Annotated in this window: 13 protein-coding genes; 9 read left to right on the top strand and 4 right to left on the bottom strand. The window is 59.3% G+C overall.

Going from position 1 to position 21,806, the window contains the following annotated elements:
* Positions 1-47: 47 nt before the first annotated feature.
* Genes AD89_RS0100735 through AD89_RS0100695 form a run of 9 tightly spaced genes read left to right on the top strand, consistent with a single transcriptional unit; the run spans position 48 to position 13,795 of the window.
* Positions 48-1,985, top strand: a complete 1,938-nt coding sequence (locus AD89_RS0100735) for a polysaccharide biosynthesis protein (RefSeq protein ID WP_081770292.1) — start codon at positions 48-50, stop codon at positions 1,983-1,985.
* Positions 1,985-3,022: an MraY family glycosyltransferase gene (locus AD89_RS0100730; protein WP_025776695.1), complete on the top strand. Its 1,038-nt coding sequence runs from the start codon at positions 1,985-1,987 to the stop codon at positions 3,020-3,022. Before AD89_RS0100735 ends, AD89_RS0100730 begins: the two co-directional genes overlap by 1 nt.
* On the top strand, positions 3,019-4,380 hold the full coding sequence (locus AD89_RS0100725) for a glycosyltransferase family 4 protein (RefSeq protein ID WP_025776694.1): 1,362 nt from the start codon (positions 3,019-3,021) through the stop codon (positions 4,378-4,380). The genes AD89_RS0100730 and AD89_RS0100725 overlap by 4 nt, the downstream gene beginning before the upstream one ends.
* A complete protein-coding gene (locus tag AD89_RS0100720; RefSeq protein WP_025776693.1) occupies positions 4,377-6,122 on the top strand; it encodes a glycosyltransferase family 4 protein in 1,746 nt (581 codons plus the stop codon). The genes AD89_RS0100725 and AD89_RS0100720 overlap by 4 nt, the downstream gene beginning before the upstream one ends.
* Complete coding sequence (locus tag AD89_RS0100715; protein WP_025776692.1) at positions 6,119-7,000, top strand: ABC transporter permease; 882 nt, start codon at positions 6,119-6,121, stop codon at positions 6,998-7,000. Before AD89_RS0100720 ends, AD89_RS0100715 begins: the two co-directional genes overlap by 4 nt.
* On the top strand, positions 6,987-8,294 hold the full coding sequence (locus tag AD89_RS19105) for an ABC transporter ATP-binding protein (RefSeq protein WP_025776691.1): 1,308 nt from the start codon (positions 6,987-6,989) through the stop codon (positions 8,292-8,294). Before AD89_RS0100715 ends, AD89_RS19105 begins: the two co-directional genes overlap by 14 nt.
* Entirely contained in the window at positions 8,291-9,172 is an 882-nt protein-coding gene (locus AD89_RS0100705; protein WP_025776690.1) for a DUF6270 domain-containing protein, read from the top strand. The genes AD89_RS19105 and AD89_RS0100705 overlap by 4 nt, the downstream gene beginning before the upstream one ends.
* Positions 9,169-12,702, top strand: a complete 3,534-nt coding sequence (locus AD89_RS19100) for a bifunctional glycosyltransferase/CDP-glycerol:glycerophosphate glycerophosphotransferase (protein WP_155807333.1) — start codon at positions 9,169-9,171, stop codon at positions 12,700-12,702. The genes AD89_RS0100705 and AD89_RS19100 overlap by 4 nt, the downstream gene beginning before the upstream one ends.
* Before the next feature lie 58 nt (positions 12,703-12,760).
* Entirely contained in the window at positions 12,761-13,795 is a 1,035-nt protein-coding gene (locus AD89_RS0100695) for an XcbB/CpsF family capsular polysaccharide biosynthesis protein (protein WP_155807332.1), read from the top strand.
* A gap of 15 nt (positions 13,796-13,810) precedes the next feature.
* On the opposite strand, the gene AD89_RS0100690 is transcribed toward AD89_RS0100695, so the two are convergent.
* From AD89_RS0100690 to AD89_RS0100675, 4 genes are all read right to left on the bottom strand, one after another.
* Positions 13,811-15,427, bottom strand: a complete 1,617-nt coding sequence (locus AD89_RS0100690) for a CDP-glycerol glycerophosphotransferase family protein (RefSeq protein ID WP_231488333.1) — start codon at positions 15,425-15,427, stop codon at positions 13,811-13,813.
* 78 nt (positions 15,428-15,505) lie between these two features.
* Positions 15,506-19,354 (bottom strand): CDP-glycerol glycerophosphotransferase family protein, encoded by a 3,849-nt coding sequence (locus tag AD89_RS0100685; RefSeq protein ID WP_155807331.1) that lies wholly within the window; start codon positions 19,352-19,354, stop codon positions 15,506-15,508.
* A 129-nt stretch (positions 19,355-19,483) separates the two neighbouring features.
* Positions 19,484-20,335, bottom strand: a complete 852-nt coding sequence (locus AD89_RS17845) for a polysaccharide pyruvyl transferase family protein (RefSeq protein WP_025776685.1) — start codon at positions 20,333-20,335, stop codon at positions 19,484-19,486.
* Between the two features lie 225 nt (positions 20,336-20,560).
* A complete protein-coding gene (locus tag AD89_RS0100675) occupies positions 20,561-21,646 on the bottom strand; it encodes a hypothetical protein (RefSeq protein ID WP_155807330.1) in 1,086 nt (361 codons plus the stop codon).
* Between the last annotated feature and the right edge of the window lie 160 nt (positions 21,647-21,806).

Here is a 21,806-nt window from a genome sequence, read left to right as displayed (position 1 = left end):
AGAGGACCGTGGGAAGCAAGTCTGACCCCATTCCCTCACGGACCCCAATGAGACGGCACGGCAGAGCGATGGCGCTGTCACTCATCGATGGTCTCGTGTTCGCGTTCCTCGTCGTATCGATGACGCTCGTGAGGTACGACTTCCATGCGTCTCTCGTCAACGTGCCGGGAATGCTCGTCTGTTCGGCGGTCGGTCTGAGCGTCTTTCTCATCGGCGGGCCTCTGGCGATCTACCGCGGTCGCTACCGACGTGGCTCGACCGATCAGTTCGCCGCAATCGTGGGAACGGTTGCTCTGGGTGTCGGCATCATGTGGGTGGCCGAATTCGCCTTCGCGAGTCGACTGCTCATCCCGACCAGCGTCCCCATTACGGCGGGAGCGCTCATGGTCGTGGTCAAGAGCCTCGAGAACTGGATTCGTCGCAACTTGCGGCAACGCAGCCTCACCGCGTCCGGTGCGTCCCGGCCCACGATCGTCGTCGGCGCGGGGAACCAGGGCATGCTCGCCCTCGATATGATCGCTCAGGACACGCACAGTGAGTTCGTCGCTGTCGGCATCCTCGACGACGACCCCGCCAAGCGGCATCTGCGCTACAACGGAATCCGCGTGCTCGGACCGATCGCCGATATCGCCACCCATGTCGATAGCACGGGAGCTGGGGCCGTCATCATTGCGATCGCAGACCTGCCACCCGAAGAGCTCTCCCGTATCGCGTCGAATCTCGAATCTCGGCCGGTCGAGATCAAGATCATGCCGAAACTCTCTGACTCCGCGTTGGCCCGTCCCGAGCCCGACGCGCACGACGTCGCCGACCTGCGTCACCGCAGCTTCCGCGATGTCAGCCTCGAAGACCTCATCGGACGCAAACCGATCTCGACGAATATCGACGACATCGCCTCGGCGATCACCGGCAAGGTCGTCCTCGTCACCGGTGCAGGCGGCTCCATCGGCTCACAGCTGTGCCGTCAGGTCGCACGGTTCGATCCGGCCCGACTCATCATGACCGACCGGGACGAATCCGGCCTGCACGCCACTGAGCTCGGTCTTGAGGGCTCAGCCCTTCTGACCAGTGATGACCTCGTCCTCGGAGACCTGCGAGATCCGGCATTCATCGATTCCCTCGTCGCTGAGGCGAAGCCGGACATCATCTTCCACGCCGCGGCTCTCAAACACCTGACTTTCCTTGAGCGGTTCCCGGAGCAGGCAGTGCGCACGAACATCGGAGCCAGCCTCGACCTGCTCAACGCGGCCGTGGCTCACGACGTCGATTCCTTCGTCCACATCTCCACCGACAAAGCCGCCGGTGCGACCTCAGTGCTGGGGCGGACGAAGTTCTCCATCGAACGGGCGATCGCCTCTGTGGCAGTGGCAACCGGACGACGTTATATGTCGGTGCGGTTCGGCAATGTGCTCGGATCCCGGGGCTCCGTACTCGAGACGTTTGTGGCCCAGGTGGCGGCCGGCGACCCCGTCACAGTCACCGATCCCGAGGTCACCCGATACTTCATGACCGCCGATGAGGCCTGTGAACTCGTCCTTCAGGCCGCAGCGATCGGCGGCCCCGGAGAGACCTTGGTCCTCGACATGGGCGAACCGATCCGCATCGCGGCCCTCGCCAAGAGAGTGATCGCGCTGTCAGGTCGCAGTGATGCGCAGATCGTCTACACGGGCCTGCGCCCGGGGGAGAAGCTGACTGAAGCCCTTCTGTCGCCCGGAGAGGTCGACAGCCGCCCCAACCATCCGCTGATCACTCAGGTGCCGATCGCTCCGATCGATCTGGAGAAACTCGGTGCCCTGGTCGCCGAATCACGTGACCCGCGGGTTTTCACTCACAGGTCGGGCCTCGAAGAGCACCTGACGCGTCTCCTCGACTCCGAGACGGCACCGATCACCGGTGACGCGACGGAGGCCATCGAGCCGGCAGCGACTTCATCAAGTGCCTCTGAGCCTGGCGCAGACCCCCATGACACCGGAGTCGGCCTCTGATGGCACTGCAGTCGCTGGTGATCCTGGTTGTGGCCGCGGTGGTCACGGTTCTCAGCGCCCTCATCGCCTTTCCGCTGCTGCGTCGAGCGGGGGTCGTCGATGTCCCCTCCCATCGCTCCTCGCATACTCTGTCGACCGTCCGCGGAGGGGGAATCGCCATCGGCTGCGGCATCACCGTGGCCACGATTCTGGCCATGGTGTGGACGGTCAGCGAAGACGGCGTCTTCGGCCTCGGCGGGATCCTCCTTCCGGTCGGTTTCCTGGTCCTGACCTGGTGCTATTCGGCCATCGGGATGAGCGACGATCTCGACTCCCTGCGCCCCGCCGGGCGGCTGATCGGACAGGTGATCCTGGCTCTGCTGTTCAGCGCGATCATCGCCATGTTCTCAACACAGGGAATCGCTCACGTCATCGCCTTCGCGGTCATCGGCGTGACCACTGTCAACGCCGTGAACTTCGTCGACGGACTCAACGGCTATGTCACCGAGTGGACCATCGTGACTGCCGGATGGTTCGCCTTCGTCAGCTCCTGGGTGGGAGAGAACGACATTGCACTGCTTGCTCTGTCGCTGGCCGGCGCTGCTGTCGGGTTTCTCCCGTTCAACCTCGGTCGGGCCAAGGCGTTCCTCGGAGACACGGGAAGCTATGGAATCGGAGCGGCCGTATTCGCTCTCGCGGTCTGGCTGTTCGTCCAAGGCGTCCCGATCGTCGTCATCATCGCACCGATGATCTTCGTCGTCTTCGACGTCGGACTCACTTTGGTCCTACGGCTCTTCCGGGGAGAGAATATTCTCTTGCCTCATCGTGAACATATCTACCAGCGGATCCAGCAGGCGGGCTGGCCACACAGTTCCGTTTCGCTCTTCCACGCCGCATTGAGCGTCCTCGCCTGCATCATGGCCGTCCCGACACTCATCAGCGGAAATACGGCGACAACGTACCCGGCCCATGTGTTCTGGGTCGGGCTGCTCGCCCTCTATGCGCTGCTGCCGCTGTGGCTGCGGCGACGGGCGCTGAAGGAGGCGACGACCGCATGAGAATCGTTCTGCTCAGCCACTATTACTATCCCGAGGTCGGTGCACCGCAGCGACGGTGGCGGATTCTCGTCGACCACCTGCGCGCTGCCGGTCACGATGTCATCACGGTGGCACCGCATCCCCATTACCCGTACTCCGACCGCAATGGGTTCTTCGGGTCGAAGGTCGGGCGGGGGCGTCGTCGAGTCGACGTGCGCCTCGGCGGCAGCTGGGACACCGGTGTCGACGGTGAGCGGATCCTTCGCGTGCCGTACCTGCACAGCGGATCGTCGATGGCTCGTCAGCTGCTCGATCAGACGGTATCGGCGACGGGTGCGATGTCGGCGGTCATTGACCGGTTGCGGGGCGGAATGCGTCCCGACGTCATCGTCTCCACGACTCCGGCACTGCCGTTTCTGCTGGCGGGCGATACCTTGTCGCGGCTGCTGCGAGTGCCGCATGTCGCTGAAGTGCGCGATGCGTGGCCGGATCTCATTTCGGAAATGAACTTGGTGACGGGAGCGGTCGGGCGATATCTTCCCGGGACGCTGACGCAGCGTCTCGAGCATCGACTGCTGCCGGACCTGCTCACTCGTGCCCAACGGCGTGCGGCGGTCGTCGTCGTCACCACTGAAGGTTTCAAACGTCGCCTGGAACAGCGTGGAGTGACCGCCGAGGTCGTTCGCAGCGGAGTCTCACCGGCGGAGTTGGAAGGCGCATCCGGACTGACCGCCACGGGTGCGATCCCCCTAGTCCCCGTCGCAGAGGAGACAGGCACCGCTGGCGGCACCGTCAAGGGCAGGACTCCTGTCGATCGTCAAGGGCTCAACCTGCTGTACGTGGGCACTGTCGGTCGATCCCAGGATCTCAGCACCTCGATTCGAGCGTTGGCCCGCACCGAAGGTGTGCGACTGCGCATCGTCGGCGGCGGCGTCGATACCGGCGAGCTCAAAACCACAGCCGCAGCGTTTGGGGTGCCGGTCGAATTCCATCCGCAGATCGCAGGCGCCGAACTCGCTGCCCACTGGGAATGGGCAGATGCCGGACTGGTCAGCCTCAGCTCCCTCGATTCCTACGAATGTACCGTCCCGTCAAAGCTCTATTCGTTGATGGCCCGTCGAATTCCTGTCCTCGGAGTCGTCGCCGGTGAGGCCGCCGACATCATCACGCAGACCGCGGCGGGAGAAGTCGCGGTTCCCGGTGATGTCGATTCCGTGGCCGCGGCGATGTCGAGGATGCGAGAACGAGTCTTAACCGGTGAGGAGTTCGGATCGAATCCGCCTGCAGGTCAGAACCCACGCGACTGGGTGGTTCGACATGCTTCGGCCGCCGCAATGGGGCGCACTTACGAACGCGTCCTCGAACAGGTGGTCTCGTGAACCTGCGCTTCCTCGCCCGGCAGCTGACGAACGTCGTTGTGACGACTGTCGGACACATCAACGACGACCGCGTGTTCTTCGGCATGCAGTTGGCACGTCGCCTGCCGGGCCCAGCCTCGCGTTTCGTCGGACACGCGCTCGGGCGCTTGCCGGGCGACGCCAGTCGGGCGGCATCTTCGTGGCTGCTCGGTCAAGAGAGGGTGGCGAAGTCATTGGTCGCAGGTTCTCCCTCGCCGTCACGCCTTCTCGGCGAGATCGCACTCAATCTGGGACTTCTCGACGAAGCCGAATCGATCGCAGTTGCCGTTCCCGGTGCCCAAGCACTGAGCTCACGTATCGAGTGGACCAAGGGACACATCGACGAAGCCATCGCAGTTCTGCCTGACGGCGCACGCCGGACACGATTGATCGATGAACGACAGTGCCTGCAGCCGCAATGGTGGCCCGAGGTTTCGAGCCATATCACGGCTCGCCGGGCCCGCGGCAATACGGATCATGACCGAGGTCAGCATCCGACGGCGCTGCATGTGCTCACGAACTCCTTGCCGCACACCCGCTCCGGCTATGCCTACCGGTCACATGCCATCCTCACCACGCTGTCGGAGGCCGGCCATCAAACGGCTGCGATCACCCGCCCGTCGTACCCCGTGACCATCGGACGCTTGAGCCAGGCGCCGGTCGAGGTCATCGATGGTGTCGAGTACATCCGTGACGTGCCGTTGCGACCGCGTCCCACTCCAACCGAACGGCTGAGCGCGCAGGCGAATCGCATCGCTGTTGAAGCGCACGAACGTGGTGCTGAGATCCTGCACACGACGACGCACTACGTCAACGGCTTGGCCACTGGTGCGGCGGCGGCAGCTGCGGACCTGCCGTGGGTCTACGAAGTTCGCGGTGTCCTGGAAGAGACATGGGCGGCTGCAGGCGGCAGTCCGGAAGAGCGTTCTGCGCGCAGGGACAGCCAACGCTTCGCACTCATGCGGGCCAAGGAGGTCGAAGTTGCATCGGCTGCCGACGCCGTCATCACTCTTGGCGAGACGATGCGTGAGCACCTGATCGCTGGGGGAGTGCCGGCAGAAACCATCACCCTCATCCCGAATTCGGTCTCCGAAGCCGTCGTCGACACCGATGCCACCCGAACTCCGGCCGAAGTGAGAAGAAGCCTCGGCCTGCCCGATGACGGGGTGTGGGTCGGAACGGCGGCGTCGATCGTCGGCTATGAGGGCCTCGATGACCTCGTCGATGCCGTCATCCTGGCCCGGAGCGAAGGCGCGGACCTGCGGCTGCTGATCGCCGGCGACGGTGTCGCTTTGCCGGAACTACGGGAACGTGCAGCACCGTTGAGGGAGAACGCAGTCTTCACTGGACGGGTCTCTCAAGCCCAGGCAATTGAGTACCAACTCGCGCTCGACGCCATCGTCGTGCCGCGCAAGGACGAACCGGTCTGTCGTCTGGTCACTCCGATCAAACCGATCGAAGCGATGGGTCTAGCACGACCAGTTGTCATCTCCGACCTGCCGGCACTGCGTGAACTGGTTCCGGACAGTGCCGGCTTGGCGACTCCGCCGGAGAGCCCGCAGAAACTCGCGGAACTGTTGTCCGAGCTCGCCTCCGATGACACGGCACGGGCAAGATTCGGGGACAATGGACGAGCACATGTTCTTGCAACACGCAGGTGGAAGGAAATCGGACGGCGATATGGGCAGGTCTATTCTCAACTCGTGGGGAGTGATGTGCGATGAGTGAGACGACGAACCCCCTCGGGCTGAGTTCGATCCCGTCCGTGTCGAGTGAAGGCCTCGTGCCCGTCGGACGACGGACGAGTCTGAGCAGCTACCTCGCCGCGCTATGGAACCGCCGGCATTTCATCATCGCCGAGTCCCGAGCCAAGATGTCGAGCTCGACGCGGAAGAACATCCTCGGCTACGGCTGGCTGTTCCTCAATCCGCTGCTGTCGGTGCTCGCGTTCTGGTTCATCTTCGGTTATATCCTGGGGACCTCTCGAGGTATTCACAACTTCCTCGGGTTCCTTGTCGTCGGCGTCTTCTTCTTCGGATACACAGGTAAGTGCATGACCGGCGGAACGGGAGCCATCCGTTCCGGTGCGTCCATGATCAAGGGCTTCCAATTCCCACGCGCTGCGCTACCGATCTCCACCGTGGTCCGCAATTTCCTTGACTTCATGCCGACCCTGCTCGTCATGGTGATCGTCCTCGCAATCGCCCCACCGCTGGAAGAGATCACGTGGAGAATCGTTCTGGTGATCCCTGTTGTGATCCTGCAGACGATCTTCAACGTCGGTCTCGCCTGCTTCTTGGCGCGTCTCGGTCACAAGATCCCGGACCTCACGAACTTCATGTCGATTGTCAGCCGGTTCTGGCTCTACGGATCGGGAGTGTTCTTCTCCATCGAAGACCGTTTGGGAAATCACCCGGCGCTCTTGGAGGCAATGCAGTACAACCCGATGCATGCTTATCTGACGCTGGTGCGCAACTCACTGCTCTACGGAGTCGATACCGATCCGAAGATGTGGATCGTCGGCACCGTCTGGGCGTTCGGCCTTCTCATAGTCGGATTTCTGTTCTTCTGGAGAGGGGAGGAGAACTATGGCCGACTCTGAGGTCCAGGAACCCAATATCATCGCGGAGAACGTCCAAGTCCGGTACACCGTCAACACCAACGATCCGGGCAGTAGGGCAACTGGTGTCCGACACCTGACGAACAAGATCGTCGGACGTCAAGGCCAGACGACTGTGCGGGCACTGCGTGGGGTCAACTTCGTTGCCCGTGAAGGAGAGATGGTGGGAATCGTCGGGGCCAACGGCTCCGGAAAATCCACCTTCCTGCGCAATGTCGCGGGTGTCGAGCAGCCGGATCGAGGCCGTATTCTCGTCCGTTATCAGCCGCTTCTGCTCGGTGTCAGCGCTGCCTTGCAACCCGCGCTGTCGGGAAGTGAGAACGTTCGCCTCGGATGTTTGGCGATGGGATTGTCGCCCGAGGAAGCGGCCGAAGCCTTCGACTATGTCGTTGAGCTTTCGGCGTTGGGCTCAGCGATTCACCGTCCGATGGGAACCTACTCCTCGGGTATGGGTGCCAGACTTCGATTCGCCATTGCCTTGGCCGCGCGACCGAAGATTCTGCTCATCGACGAGGCCCTGTCGACTGGCGACGCGACGTTCGCCGAGCGCAGCGAACGTGCAATGGATGAACTCCTTGCCGAGGCAGGAACAGTTCTTCTCGTCAACCATGCCGCAAAAGTGATTCAGGAACTGTGCACTCGTGCAGTGTGGATGCATCGAGGCGAGATCCTCATGAACGGACCAGCCGACGCTGTCGCAGAGAAATACCGCTGGTGGGCGTGGAATGTTGCCAAGGGCAAGGACGACATCGCGGACAAGCTCCTTGCCGATGTGGTAAGCAACGCGGTCAAAGAGGAGATTAACATCCTCGAGCCCGAACTCATCAAGAATCCCATCCCGCGGCACGCAGCACGCCCGTCTAAGAAGAAGGCCGCTCGGGCGCGCCATGTGAAGCGACAGGACACGGTCGAAGTAGTCGAAGAGACTCCGACCCCGATGCTGGCCGCTGCCGAGGAGCAGGTCTGGCCGAAATCCTTCGACGCCGAGATTCCGAAAGCCAAATTCCCGGCTCTGCCCAAACCGGCCTCTCAGGCAGTAAGCGCCCCACGTATCACCGATGCGCCGCCGCTGCGGCTGAACCCTAGCGAGAGGCGAGTCGTTCTTCGGGCCGCGAACCCGAATGACCGAGCCTCAGCCGTTGCTGCCGCAGATGACTTCACCGGCCGGAGGCTTGCGTCTCGTGCGCGCAAGATCGCCGATGAACGGTATGAAGAGCGACAGCGTCTGCGGCAGGAAGACGGGGCCCCTGCCGTTCACCAGGAATCGGGCCGATGAAGATCGCAATCTTCGGTTCCTGCGTGAGCCGCGATACGGCGGAGTTCATGCCTGAAGCCGAGGTCGTGGCTTACGTGGCCCGGCACTCGGTGACGAGTTTGGAGTCTCCGCATGGAACAGCTGGAATCGATCTCAACGATCTGACCTCCGCTTTCCAGAAGCGAATGGTCACCAGTGATCTGAACGGCACCGGTCTCGAGCGGATCACCAAGGAAGCCAAGGAACTTGACGTCGTTCTTCTCGACCTGGTCGATGAACGACGGGGATTCTGGAAGTTCCCCGACAGCACGACCATGACGAACTCACTTGAAATCGAATCCTGTGGAGCTGCTCGCACAGCGCGCCGCAGCGGTGCACGGCTCGTCGAGTTCGGGACTGACGAACACTTCGACCAGTGGAAGTCAGGATTCATCACTCTCATCGAAGGTCTCAAGGCTGCCGGAATGTGGGAGAAGACTCTCCTCCTCGATATCGAATGGGCGGGTGCCCTCGACGGCGCACAGCATCCACAGAACGACGGTTTCGCGAAAGCAGGGCGGCAATGGCGTCGGCTTCAGCGAGGATCTCGCGAGGCGGGTAGGGAATTGTCACGAGGTCGTGGTTTGAGCGAGGCATGGCAGAGCCTGCGCAATATCAAACCGACCGAAGCCGAAGAGTATGCCAATCGGGCGCAGTCGGCCAATGCAGACTACATCCGGTATCGTAGAGAAGCGCGATCGCTGACGGTGTCGTCAGTGGTGAGAGAGAGCCGTGAGCTTCGGATCGATAAGAATCACAAGTGGGGACCGCAGCCTTTCCACTTCCGGAATGCTGACTATGAGTCGATCGTCGAAAGCATCCGTCAGCAGGTGAAGAAGAACGGTGGTGAGGTCATGTGAGCGGACAGCAGTGGCGTAAAGCACTGTGGCATCTGCGGCATGGCGGCGTCGAAGGATTCAGAGAATTCCGGCGAAAGCGTGAATCGGAACTGACTTCGACCAGAACATCGACCGTTGGATCCCCCAAACAGGATGGCGCGGACGCTCCGATGCTGAGCGTGATCGTGCCTGCATTCAATGCGAGCGGCTTCATCGATCGATGCTTGAAGAGCATCCTCAACCAGAGCGGCGTGTCATTTGAAGTGATTGTCGTCGACGACGGTTCGACCGATGACACCGTTGAAAAGGCCGAAAAGCATTCTCACGGTTCTCAGCTGGTAACGGTCCTCACCGGACCCAACGAAGGTCCAGCGCGTGCACGCAATCGAGGAATCGGCGCTGCCCGTGGCAAGTACATCACCTTCGCCGACGCAGATGACGAAGTGCTGGCGGGCGCGTATGCGACGCTCGTTGATTCACTTGAACGGACCGGTTCTGACATTGCCACTGGGGCCTATGTTCGTATCGGCGCGACCGGCCGGTCCAGGCCGAAGCTGACCGCACGAGTACATGCTCGTCAGCGCTTGGCAGTTCGGCTGGACGATATGCCGGAGCTGCTCGAGGAACCTGTCCTGTGGAACAAGGTCTATCGGCACGATTTTTGGAACCGTCACGTGGGGGAGATGTGGGGGTTCTCCAACTACGAAGACCAGGAACCCGTCTATAGGGCACTGGTCGGTGCTGCGGCGATCGACGTGCTCACGAACGACGTGTATGCGTGGAGACTGGCCGACGGCCGAGACACTCGTTCCAAACGTAAGGCCGAGCTGAGCGATCTGCAGTCGAAGCTCGAAGTCATTGAGGCGCTCAGAGCGACCCTGCACCATTCATCCGGTCACGTTGTCGAGCAAGCATATGCGATCTGGATGGGCACAGACCTTGCTATGCACGCCGAGTACCTCGACACGGCAAACAAACGGTTCCGAAAGACCCTCTGCGAAGCAGCCAAAACCCTGCAAAAGACGATGCCGAAAGGCGCTTGGAAGCTCATGCCGGCGCAGGAACGTCTCTACATGTGGGTTGTGGCGTCCGGAGACTTGGACGATATCGAAGAAGTCCTTGGAACGAGGATGGAAGAGACTCGCGCCGTGCCGCTCGAACTGGTCGCCGATACGTGGATGGTCGCGCCGACGTATCTGTCTCGGTTGAAGACCGATGTCCCGCAGCGTTTGCTGAAAGCACAACCTGTCGACTTCAAACCCGTTGTCATCGTGCGAAATGCGCGGTGGATCGGTGAACAGCAGATCGAGCTCCAGGGGTGCGCCTACATTCCCGGGGTCGATCCGGGACGGGCCACATTCCGTATGCAGGGCATCATGGATGGGGCGACTGTTCTGGACTGTGCTGTAGAGACTCGTAACGACAATCGAGTGGACTTGGACGTCGGTGATCCTTGGCGGACTTATGAAGCCGGGGGATTCACGGTTCGCGTTAAAGTTTCCGGTCTGGGTGACATATCGCCACGAGGTATCGACCTGATCGGCTCCTTTGAAATGCACGGGATGCATCTCCAAGCCCCGGCTGTGTCGACAGCGGTAGTGGGAATGATTGCTCCAAGCCCGATTCGCGATTCAGGACGCCTGACAGTAGTCGCTGACGATCGAAGCGAATTGTCGATTCGTCCCGTAGCCATGCCGGCTGATCCAGTCATCGTGAAGAACGTCGACTTCCGCGGGCGGGACGTAACGGTGACCCTCGACGGTTCTGCGAATGTACGTGGCTTGGCACTGCACACTGCGGGCAACAAGGTCGCCCTGGAAGCAATCGGCCCATCGGTATTTTTCGCCACATTGCCCGAGCTTCCCGATCGATTCCGAGCCCATGGGGAACGACAGTGGAAGCTGTTGGCCAAGACCCCCGAAGGAAATGAGGTCGACGTGTATCACGCATCCGTCGACTATCTTCTGCCCGGCACATCGTGCGTACGTCTTGCGGCGCATTCTGCTGGCAAGGTGAGAATGGCGCAGCGGTTCCGGCGAGTGACTGTGACGGGTGCTACAAACGATAGGGATCGACTACTGATCATCGGCCGGATCGACCCTCCCGAGAAGCTCAAGGTGGTGCTCAAATCCTCCGAGCAGACGATTGAGCCTGATGAGTCTGCGCTACATGCCGATGGCAGCTTTACCGCTGTGTATGACCTGACGACTACCGGGGCCGAAGGAGGCAAAGTAGCAGCACTTGCAGGCGGTTATCACCTGAAATACGGCGACACACCGAACCGAACGGACAGTTGGGCTAGAGCTGCCGGCAAACTGGCGATCCGACCTGTGGATTGCTTCACCGAGTGGAACACGCTCCGGGTCGAAGGACGCAACTCGGGCGCCGTCTCTGTCACGGCCTCACCGCCTTGGTCTGCTCAGGAGCGGACCAAGTACGGCCGCTTTCAGCTCCGCGATCAGGACTGGGGACCCCTGACTGATGGCATCGTCTTTGAGTCATATAACGGAAAGAGCGCCAACGACAATCCCAGAGCTCTGTTCGAAGCCATTCGGGAAGAGCGTCAGACCTTCCCGCTCTATTGGTCAGTCCGTGATCGACGCGTGGACGTGCCGGACGGCGGCCTTCCGATCGTTGAAGGGACAGCTGACTGGCACCGGGCTCTGGCTACCAGCCGTGTGTGGATCAACAACAACAACTTTCCCCATTACGTGCGGAAACGCCCAGGACAGTACTATTTGCAGACCTGGCATGGGACTCCCATTAAGAAACTGCTCTGGGACATTTCCCCTCGTCAAGTCCCCCTGACTTACCGTCGTCTGATGCGGATCGAGACTGCACAGTGGGATCTGCTGTTGGCGCAGTCGGAAGAGGCAGGTGACATCCTCCGCCAGAGCATGGGGTACCGCGGGGAGATCGCGGTCGGGGAACAGCCGAGGAACACGCGGTTGCTCAAAGGGCTTCAACGACAGAGGGAGATTCGGGAACAATTGGGCTTGGGCACCAACGAGCGAGTCATTCTTTACGTTCCGACGTGGAGGAAAGCTCATCGCAACGGGCAAGTCTTACGGTGGGAAGAGTTTCTGGACGCGGAGAGGCTTGCAGCGGCAACAAAGTCTCGTGTGCTTATTCGCGCGCACCATGTTGCGCAATCTGAGTCGGGAGAGCGATGCGGAGCGGTCGAAGTCTCAGACTATCCGCATGTTGAGGATCTGATGGCAGTCGCCGATGTCCTCATTACCGACTATTCGTCAATTGTCTACGACTTCGAACTCACCGGTGCGACAGCAGTGCATTTCGTCCCTGATCTGCACAGTTATCGGATAGAACGTGGACTGTATGCGGGGTGGGCCCGGGGTCGAAAGGTCGCCGAGACCTTTCCCGACCTGGTGGACTTCGTCATCGACGCATTGGCCACTGAGCGGACACCGCCGGAGAATATGCCGCCGTCGGACGAACTGGTGCAGACCGTTCGCGCACACGCGCTGAATACTCATCCTGATGACCAGGTTCGCCCTCGCCCTCTGAGTGGTCCGAACCGACTGCTGTGATCTTTCGGTGGGTCGTCCAGGCGGAACCGGGCGGATCCGGTTGGGGTAACGTGTAACCGTGAAAGACAGCATCTTGTGGACCACGGCCCAAGCAGGGCCAGACAATATTGCTGCAGCCGTCTCCGACAATGAGGGGTTGCCGCGCTATTTTCGGGTACAGACGGAAACGAGCATGGACCCGAAACGAGATCTCATGAAGATCGCCCTGTCCGATGTTCGCGCCAAGTCACTTCTTCTGACTTTGACGAATCTCGGCTATTCGCTGTACTTCCATGCTGCAGGCGAGAGCCGTTTCATCCGTCATGATCGACTGCGACATCATTGGCCGGCCGTTAAGAGCGGAGCAGTCAGTGTATCGGAGAACGAGATCTTCTACACTTTCGAGGAACCGCCGAGCGGTCGGGTCGAAAGGCTTGTTGTGGTCTTTTCTCCCGTCAGCTCACGAGCGCGTCTCGTTCGCTATTTCCGACGGTCGTTCGGCACGCTGCAGAAGTTCATTGCGCCGCATACCGCGGTACTCCGAGTGGCCGACATGGGTGGAGTCAAGGGCGCGTTCTACTTGGACACGACGGCGCTGCCCCACAACAGTCTCAACATCCATCGGCTGATCGAGGACGTCGCTGGTCGCTTCGCCGTGCCTCGGGAGAAAGTTGTGATCTACGGGGCATCCAAGGGCGGCACCGGAGCTGTCTATCATGGGCTGGCTGGCGGGTGGCGCAGTGTGGCCGTCGATCCGATTCTCTCAGACGAATGGTACGAGACGTATAAGAAAGACTACCATTTCACCGCCGGTGACGTTTTCCCGGCTCCGAAGCAGGAAGTGTTCTCTGAGTTGTTTGCGGAGATTTCGCGCGAAACGAACTCTCTTCGGCCCGGAACAGTCATCATCACATCGTCGCGATCTCCGCAATTCTCCTATACGTTCGATGCGATAGCACCATTGCGCGAGAGAATCACCGTATTCGATTCTCAGAACACCGAGATCAGGAAGCATCCAGATGTGGCGCCGAAGACGATATACGCTCAGGTCATGGCCATCAATTCGTTGCTTCTCGGATTGGATCTTCCTGTCGGCCAACGATTGATTCCGTAGTCATTGCTCAAAGGATCACTTATACGCCTCCTGAGCGAGCCGTTTCCAGAAGTGCGAGAGGCCCGGGAATTGGTGAACCTCGTCGAAGCGAGTGTCTCCGAACATCCTTCGGTATTCCCGCCGGTAGATTCTGTCGTAGGCAGCAACCTCCAGGCCAGTCCGCTGTGATCCGGGAACCTCGCGAGCAGCAAACTCATCAGCGGTCATTCCGAACGAATACTCGTCGCGTACGATGATTGAGATCGATGTACCCATCCGCCGGATCCACTCCATAGCCAGCTGGTTCCTACGCACTGAACGAGAAATAAATAGTGATACGTCTGTGTTGGCATCGTCTGCCAGAGCTTGCATATGCCTGAAGTACACGTTAACCTCCTCGTCCGAGCCGAGGCGCCCGCCCCAGAAGACGACACGTGGGCGTTCGTTGATCCCATCCAACAGGCGGACCTGATCCGAGCGATCATGGAGGTACCAATCGACGACGCACTGGGTGCTGTCGCCTCTGTCATGGGGATTGAACCGTTCTACGTGGCTATGGTAATCCGCAGTCCAGTCCGCTCGTAAGGACGAGGAGACTGCACGGATGAGTTCATCCGAGGTGGAAACCACGCGCCCTGGTAATTCGTCCTTCGCGAGAGTCAGGCCACGACTGGTCGAATACTCGTCGTAATCATAGAGATAGTGCACGATGGGGCGTCCAGTGATCTGGAAATCGAAGAATATGCTCGAGTAATCGGTGATGAGGACATCGGTGATCGACAGCAATTGGTTGGTGTTGACGAAATCCGGCGGAACGACAACGCCATCGAGAATGTCAGGGCTGACGTATTTGAGCATCAGGTGGTGCCCGAGGAAGACAATGGTGCATTCGAGCTGCGCGAGATTATGCAGATCGGAGCGAAGACGGTCAACATTGAAGTCCTCACCTCTCCATGTCGGAGCATAGGTGACAACTGGATGCGCAGGGGAGCACCCCAGGACGGAATACACTTCACTCTTATCGGATTCAGAGGCGTTCAACGTGGCATCGATTCGTGGGTACCCCGTTTCCGCCAGTTGTCCGGTGAACATATTAGCCATCGAGAATCCATGCAAATGGATACGGCTCATGAACTTGCACGGACTGATCACGTGGGTTGCCTGCAACATGTTCGACACTGCGAGAGCGGCTCCCAACGGATTGCGATCGGTGCGCCCCAGTGTCTTGTATCCGATTCCATGCCACGTATTAAGATAGCGCTGGCCGAGGCGGCGAACGAAGTATTCGGGTAACGCGGAATTAGCAATTATGTATTTGGCGCGGGCGAGATAGTAGAAGTAGGCCGGAGTGTGTCGTCGCACCGTAACGACGGAATCGCGATTTCTGTACTGTGGCGGAACGACGTCTTGTGACTTGGCCGACCAGACGTGGAGGAAGCCACCGTGCGTCGATGTCTGGTCATGCAGCTTTTGGAATATGGAGAACGGACTGTCCATCATCTTCGCGCCGGACATGCTCTCATAGAAGATGAGGTCAGGATGGCAGTCGACAGACTCTTGAAACTCATGGAAGAGCTGCTTTCGTTCCTCCTTGTCGGTGACCGTCCGCAGCCACTTCTTTCCCCAGCCTTCTTTGTGCTTACGCAGTTGCATATCCTTCACAAGTTCCACCTCTTTCGCATCGAGTCGAGCAAGTTCACGCTCGGTCTCCTCTTCCGGGCCAGACCCCCGCTACTGCCTGAAGGCGATGTCGAACTCGTCGAGGGCGGAATCGACATAGGCCGTAGGATCGAAATCGACGACTGGCGGGTTGGCGAGTACAGAGCTGATCTTCGCAGCGAGGGAATCGGCAGTGAAATCAGAGATGACGACCCCCGACAAGTCTTCGAACTCGGACAGAGATGGAATGTTCATGGCCACGGCGGGGGTATTCAAAGCCAATGCTTCGAGGATCACCATTGGCTGGCCCTCGTGGAACGACGATAAGACGAGTGCATCTGCAGCGGCCAGATAGGGGAAGGGATTGGTCCGATGACCGGCGAACCTGTACGAATCGGCAGGCAGCAGGGCGGCAGCCAGCGCGCTCACCTTCTCTCGCTCGGGGCCGTCTCCGACAATGAGGAGGCGAGCATGAGCACGCTCGGATCGCGCCTGCGCGAAGGCGCGAATGGTATCTGCGAGGTTCTTCTCCGGCGATAGCCGTCCCAGGAAGATGACAAGCTCTTTGCCGGTCTCCACGAAATCCTTCAGGTCAGAGGGAATCGACTCCGATGCTCGCCGAGTCATCGCTTCGACGTCGATGAGGTTTCGAACGTGACCGATCGACGGACCGTCGAAACCGAGCGAGCGAAGGCCGTCCTCGTTGATAGTTGCAAGAGTTGCTGACACCGCAGCGACGCGATCGAACTCGGGAATCTGGTCGACAATTCTATAGATCTCCGGAAAACGCAGGGCTGCTTCACGTTTGAGGTCCGAGTGGAGCAGGATCCCTGTCACGCGAGCGCGTTCTGCGTGGCCCAACGCAACATTCGCCATGAAGGATGAGTAGCCGTCATACTCGATGACCTTGTCGAAACTGGCATCTCCAGTTACACGCGCCGCCTCGAATTCGAACGATTCCCTGCGAATTCGCCGGGCGTCATCACTGATGTTCGAAGGGTCGTCGGCAATGACCTGTAGGGCAAGGTGTTCTATACGCGACACTGCGTGTCGGCCGATCCGACCAATGACGCCGACATCTCTCGGCAGCAACCTGAGCATCTCGCCACGTCCCTCGTCGGACTGCGCCGCTACAGCGTCCGTGAGGACGTATGTGCGGTAGTCGTCTCGGGGAAGGGATTTCGCCAGGTTCAGGAACGACGAAGTCATCCCGTTGGGGATAAAACTCTGTCGGAACAGCAGGTTCTTCTGCGCGGCACCGGTTGGTTCGGTGGCGCTGTGAGGGCGACCTCTGAGCAGGAGTTCTGCTGCACGTGCGCTGGCCCGTCCGTCTTCCTGAGGGGCGAATTCCTCAATGAACTGTTCATTTGGCACAGCTAGTTCGGGGCATGAGCCCAGCCGCGTAACAGCCTCTTCGAGGTGTGACTGAGTCCGGCATACGAGTCCTGGAAGATGATCCTCGGTGAAGTAGGATCCGCGGGAAGTTGTGTACTCGTCCCAATCGGGGACGAAGAAGATGATCGGCCGCCGCAGAATGGCGAAGTCGAAATAGATGCTCGAATAATCGGTGACCAGGACGTCGACCTGAGGCAGCAAGTCATTTGTCGGGATGTCTCGGGCCACAGTAGTGACACCGACTGCCAGCTCCGTGAGCTTCGACTCAACATAGTGATGTGCGCGGACGGCAACCTCATAGCCTTGGGCTTCGAACACATTGACGACCTCGGCGATAGATGACGCTTGGTCGGACAGTTCTGCATCCGGTTTCCAGGTCGGGGCGTAGAGAACGAACGGTCTCTCGCGAACCGAGGGGACCTCTGCAGACGGCGCTTTGAGCGCATCGTTCCGAGGATAGCCAGTAACGACTGACTGTGCTGTTGCGAGCCCCGCGACATCGCAACCTTCCAAGAGGACTCGCTCCGTGTGGGTGTTCGGGTGCAGCACGATTGATGCTTGGAGAAGGTTCCGGGTCATATTGGCATGACCGAGTACTTCGGGCTGATCCTTACCGAGTGTTTTGAACGGAGTTCCGTGCCAGGTCATCAGATACTGCTGTTCCGGACGACGGACGAAGTAAGTTGGAAGAGTCGAATTATTCACTAGATACCCGGCGGTTGCGAGTAGTTTGACGTACCGAGACGAGTTCTTGCGGACGATGACCGTGTTCGGATCCTGCCAGACATCATGCGGGACAACGGCGTTTTTGTCGACGGACCAGTAGAGTGTGTACTCCTTGGACTCGTTGTCTCGGATGTGCCTATAGATGGCCAGCGGGTTGCAATCGACTGAAAGGCCGAGATTGGACTCGAACATGATGGCATTTGGCCGGACCGGCTCCGTGTCGAGCCATGACCGATACATGAAGATTGTTCCCAGGCCGGGGACTTTCGGATTGCCGTAAATTTTCGGAATCGGATCGGTGTAGCGAATAGACTGATGAATGACACGCGCCGCCTTCTCGACTCGGCCCGTTGACATCAGGGCTTTGGCCGCTTTGAGTGCGTCCGATGGTTCGAAATGCGCCTGATAGCGTTCCATGCCGGTTGTTAGGACGTCGGCCGCGGTCGCCGTCTGACCTGCATCGAGCAGAATTTCCGACCATTGGCGATGAGATTCGAAGTCTGGCAGGTCCTGTGGAACTTCGATCACTACAGGATCGGAATTCTCGTCGCTCCGATCTCTGCTTGACTCTTCCTGCAATTCGTCGACTGTCGCCTCGAGGAACGAGGTGACCGCGCCGTTGAGGTCTCCGGCGGCAACGCAGCTGAGGAAATGCAAGTTTCTAGTCTCTGTTCCGCAATCACCGAACTGTTTAGCTCGATCGGCCGACGCAACTGCGTCTGAGAAATCGCCGAGAAGGTAGGAGTTGAGCGCCAGTAGGGCGTAAAGTTCGGCAACCCTGGGGCGTAAGGCGATCGCTCGGTGGAGATCTGATTCGGCTTCCTTCAACTCGAATGCGCCTTGGAACATCAGCGCAGCTCGACGTAGCAGGTCTGTTCGGGTCGCTGGGGACAGAGTCTTCTCGGCTTCGGCTCGATACGCATGCCCAGCTCGCTTGTATCGGTGGGCCCTTTCATGGAAGACGCCCACCCCATATGTTTCTGCGTCCAACGACGAGTCGCGTTCCCGTGCGAGCGCATAGTACTTAGAGGAGTCAGAATCGCCAGCCAGTTCGAAGCTGATTCCGGCGCAGTATGAATCCCACGCTGAGGAATCATCGATTGACAGAACCTGAGCGTAGGACTCACCCGCTTCAGCGTAACGGTGTGCTTCAAACTGGAGGTCACCACGTTTCCGAAGCCAGGCTGGATCTCTACGATGGACATTGGCAGTCGCGTTGTGTCGTTCGATGCGCAGCCAGACCGGTGCCGTGGCCGGTGTTAGGTCATCGATCTTGTCAAGCACAGCGTCATTGTTCATGGGGTCGGACATCAGATACAGTGCGAGCGCAGACTCGGTATCGCCTGACCTTTCCAGCCACCGGGCATATCGGCGCGAGACTGCTGGCCTGAGTGACGAGTTGTCGCCCAGGGTTTCGAGCTCAACCAGATAGTCACCGACGTAGTCGACTGCATTGAGATATCGATTGATCTGTTGATCAGATGCTCCAGATTCGTCGGCAGCCCTCCTCAAGAGGGGCAGTGCCTCGTCGTATCGTTCCAGCCGATATAGGCAGTTCCCGATGGTGAAGGCTTCTCGAGGTGTCGGTGGAGAGGACGCGGAGGAGCGATAAATCGCTAGGGCTGTATCGAACCGGCCCCGATGTTCCAGGAAACGACCCAGGCGAGATCCGGTCATTTTCATCAAAGTGACGGCGACGTTCTCTTCTGTCATTGCTAACGCTTTCAGGTAGGTGCTCTCAGTCTTCCTCTGATAACTGGCGATCTTTCCGTTGAGAGAAAGACGGGCGTTGACTGTCACTCCGAGGCGATAGTCTGGCGGCGATCGTTTCCGGTCCTCGGCGGAGTTCCCGAAGGCGATGGGGAACTTCCTGGGTTGAGCTGTCGGCCGTCCACCTGAGCATGTTCGGAATGATGCTGGCAGTCCAAGCTACTTGAGGTACTTGGGCTGGAGGCTCTTTCTGTCGATTCTGCCCTGAGCCGCCATCTCTTCTGCACCTGCACGTGCTGCGGCCTCTGCTTCGGCGATCCGAGGCGAGCTCCCGGTGAATGGGTTGGACTCTCTCAATGCCTCGAGGTCGATCCTCATAGGACGATCGTCAAAGGAGAATCTATTCATGAACGAGCTGACGGTCATTCCCTTTTCGGTAATGTCGAATTCGACCGGATCTCGTTCCTTCCGAACTGAAAGCAGGTAGTCCCAGAATTTGTGTTCTTTGCCGTACCCGGTGTCCGCGATCAGCCAGGCGTTGGGAATGCCGTAGGCATCGGCGAGAATGAGTCCGTGTAGTGACGTCGATACGATCACGTCGCAAGAGGTGATGGTATCAAGGGTTTCCTCGATGCTGTCTGTCTCCAGGTCGACGACGTGCACTCCCGCGACGTCGAAATTCCGTTTACGCACGCGCTCTGACCACCGCAGAATCAGTCCGACCTTCTTGTCCTGCTGAGAAGCGGCCGGGTGATGGTCGGGAACCAAAAGGGCCGGATCTCCATAGATGCGAGGGGACGACTGCTTATACATCTCCAGCCGGGCCCTCGTCAGTGGGCCCCTGGTGGCCAAGTACCTGTCTCCAGTTGTCACATTCTTTTCGCCTTCGCTGCCGAATGAACCTACGCCCCACACGACGCTGGACGGCCGGACGTGGCCGAGGATGGAGCCGACCGTGATGTAGTGGGGCTCATGTCGAGGAACCCAAGTGATGTCTTTGCCTGTCATTCGCTCGATGAGCCATGGCCCTAGGAGATCCCCGAAGTTCCTCGTGTAGTCCCACCATCTCATGGGAATTGCGCCGTCGGATAAAATCACACTTCTGCTCTCTGACTTTCTGGGCGTATGTTCCCGTCAGCTTAGCATTCTGCGATCTCGCCGAGAGGGGCCGACTACCCTTACCCTGTACCCGAGCCTTAAAACGGACAGGCCGTGGGGGTTCGGCAGGTGGCAGCTCTACCCCTCGGCCGTCCCTTGGCCTTAAGGCGAATCCTAAGAGATTGACGACAGAGTTAGTCAGCCTCTTCGCGCCGTGTACGAATTTATCATCCGTCCGAGGGTGCTACTGATATCCTTATCGCCTCGTGCTAAAGCGAACTCGTAGTTCTCGCGAGCAAAGATTAGATCACTCTTGGATCTGATTGCCAACTGCTTGAGACGATCCAAGTCGATTTCGTGGTCGAGAGTTTCGAACTGTTCTAACTTCCCCTCCAGCTTTAGAGCGATCTTAGTTCGAATGCATTTGCTGCACTGACCGCAATTGTATTCACCTCTGCGCTGAAAGCAGATGCGCAGGTGCTTCTGAGCTGAGACATTGTGTGCAATGCGCCGAGTTTTCTGAACGCGCGACGCTTCTGCCCCGTCGTGGATGATTGTCAGATTCTCTGTCGACCAGAGTGGATCGACGAGCGGGTGACTCCCCCAAGGGTAATGGTCGGCATAGGAATATGATGCCGGAAAATAGAATCGGTGGTGGTGCGAAGTCAGTAACGTCGCGAAACTGGAGAGCGTTGCGCCGTGTGACATTTTTGACCAGCTGAGATGAGGATTGAGGAATCTTCGCAGGTTCGAAGCGCCCTCGATGAGAGTCTTTCCGGCATGCTCGGCCGCGTCATTCAGGTGCCTTGACATCTGGGCGCGGAGTTCTTTATCGCGCAAGGGCATATCAAACCCGTAGACATAGAGCAGGCTAGTGATGCTGTCAAAGTGTTTGTCGAGGGTGAAAAAAGCATCGACCCCGCCAGTGAAGGTGGACAGAGTGAGGTCGTCCTTCTGGAGTGGGCGATAATTTCGCTCTGCAGCACGAATGGTGATCCGTTGCATCTTCTTCGGAAACCACGATTGGTAGATATCCTGCACCGTTTCACTGTTGTGCAGAAGCTTCGCCGAGACCGGGGCGTCTAGTTCAAGCTCAGTGCCTTTAGACATGGCGAGCATCAATCCGACCGGCAACATGGAATCTGCCATGGCCTCAGGAGTCGGCGCGTAGCGTGCAGGAAAGCGAAACCGCAGATTTCCGCTCGGTTCTATGCCTGACAGTGCTGCGGTGACAATGACGTCGGGCCCCTCCTCTATGAGTTGAGGTGTTCCAATGCTGATCATGAATCGCACAATATCAGAATGTGGTGATTGACACGTCCGAGCTTCGCGTTGCCGAGACGAAGCTCGATCGGTCACGCCGGTCGGACGACACGTGTGCTGGTGCCCTTGGCTCGCCAGAACGAAGGGCTCTGAGGCTGTAGCTGGACTAGGGTAGGCCGTA

It is taken from the genome of Brevibacterium sp. VCM10, assembly GCF_000583215.1.
GTDB classification, from domain to species: Bacteria; Actinomycetota; Actinomycetes; order Actinomycetales; family Brevibacteriaceae; genus Brevibacterium; species Brevibacterium linens.
Note: the sequence above shows the minus strand (reverse complement) of the source record. Positions and strands in the feature narration are given on the sequence as shown.

Excerpts from the sequence above, each read along its gene's own strand:
- AD89_RS0100735 (WP_081770292.1), top strand. The coding sequence starts at position 48 with ATGAGACGGCACGGCAGAGCGATGGCGCTGTCACTCATCGATGGTCTC.
- AD89_RS0100730 (WP_025776695.1), top strand. The coding sequence starts at position 1,985 with ATGGCACTGCAGTCGCTGGTGATCCTGGTTGTGGCCGCGGTGGTCACG.
- AD89_RS0100725 (WP_025776694.1), top strand. The coding sequence starts at position 3,019 with ATGAGAATCGTTCTGCTCAGCCACTATTACTATCCCGAGGTCGGTGCA.
- AD89_RS0100715 (WP_025776692.1), top strand. The coding sequence starts at position 6,119 with ATGAGTGAGACGACGAACCCCCTCGGGCTGAGTTCGATCCCGTCCGTG.
- AD89_RS19105 (WP_025776691.1), top strand. The coding sequence starts at position 6,987 with ATGGCCGACTCTGAGGTCCAGGAACCCAATATCATCGCGGAGAACGTC.
- AD89_RS0100705 (WP_025776690.1), top strand. The coding sequence starts at position 8,291 with ATGAAGATCGCAATCTTCGGTTCCTGCGTGAGCCGCGATACGGCGGAG.
- AD89_RS0100690 (WP_231488333.1), bottom strand. The coding sequence starts at position 15,427 with ATGCAACTGCGTAAGCACAAAGAAGGCTGGGGAAAGAAGTGGCTGCGG.
- AD89_RS17845 (WP_025776685.1), bottom strand. The coding sequence starts at position 20,335 with ATGAGATGGTGGGACTACACGAGGAACTTCGGGGATCTCCTAGGGCCA.
- AD89_RS0100675 (WP_155807330.1), bottom strand. The coding sequence starts at position 21,646 with ATGATCAGCATTGGAACACCTCAACTCATAGAGGAGGGGCCCGACGTC.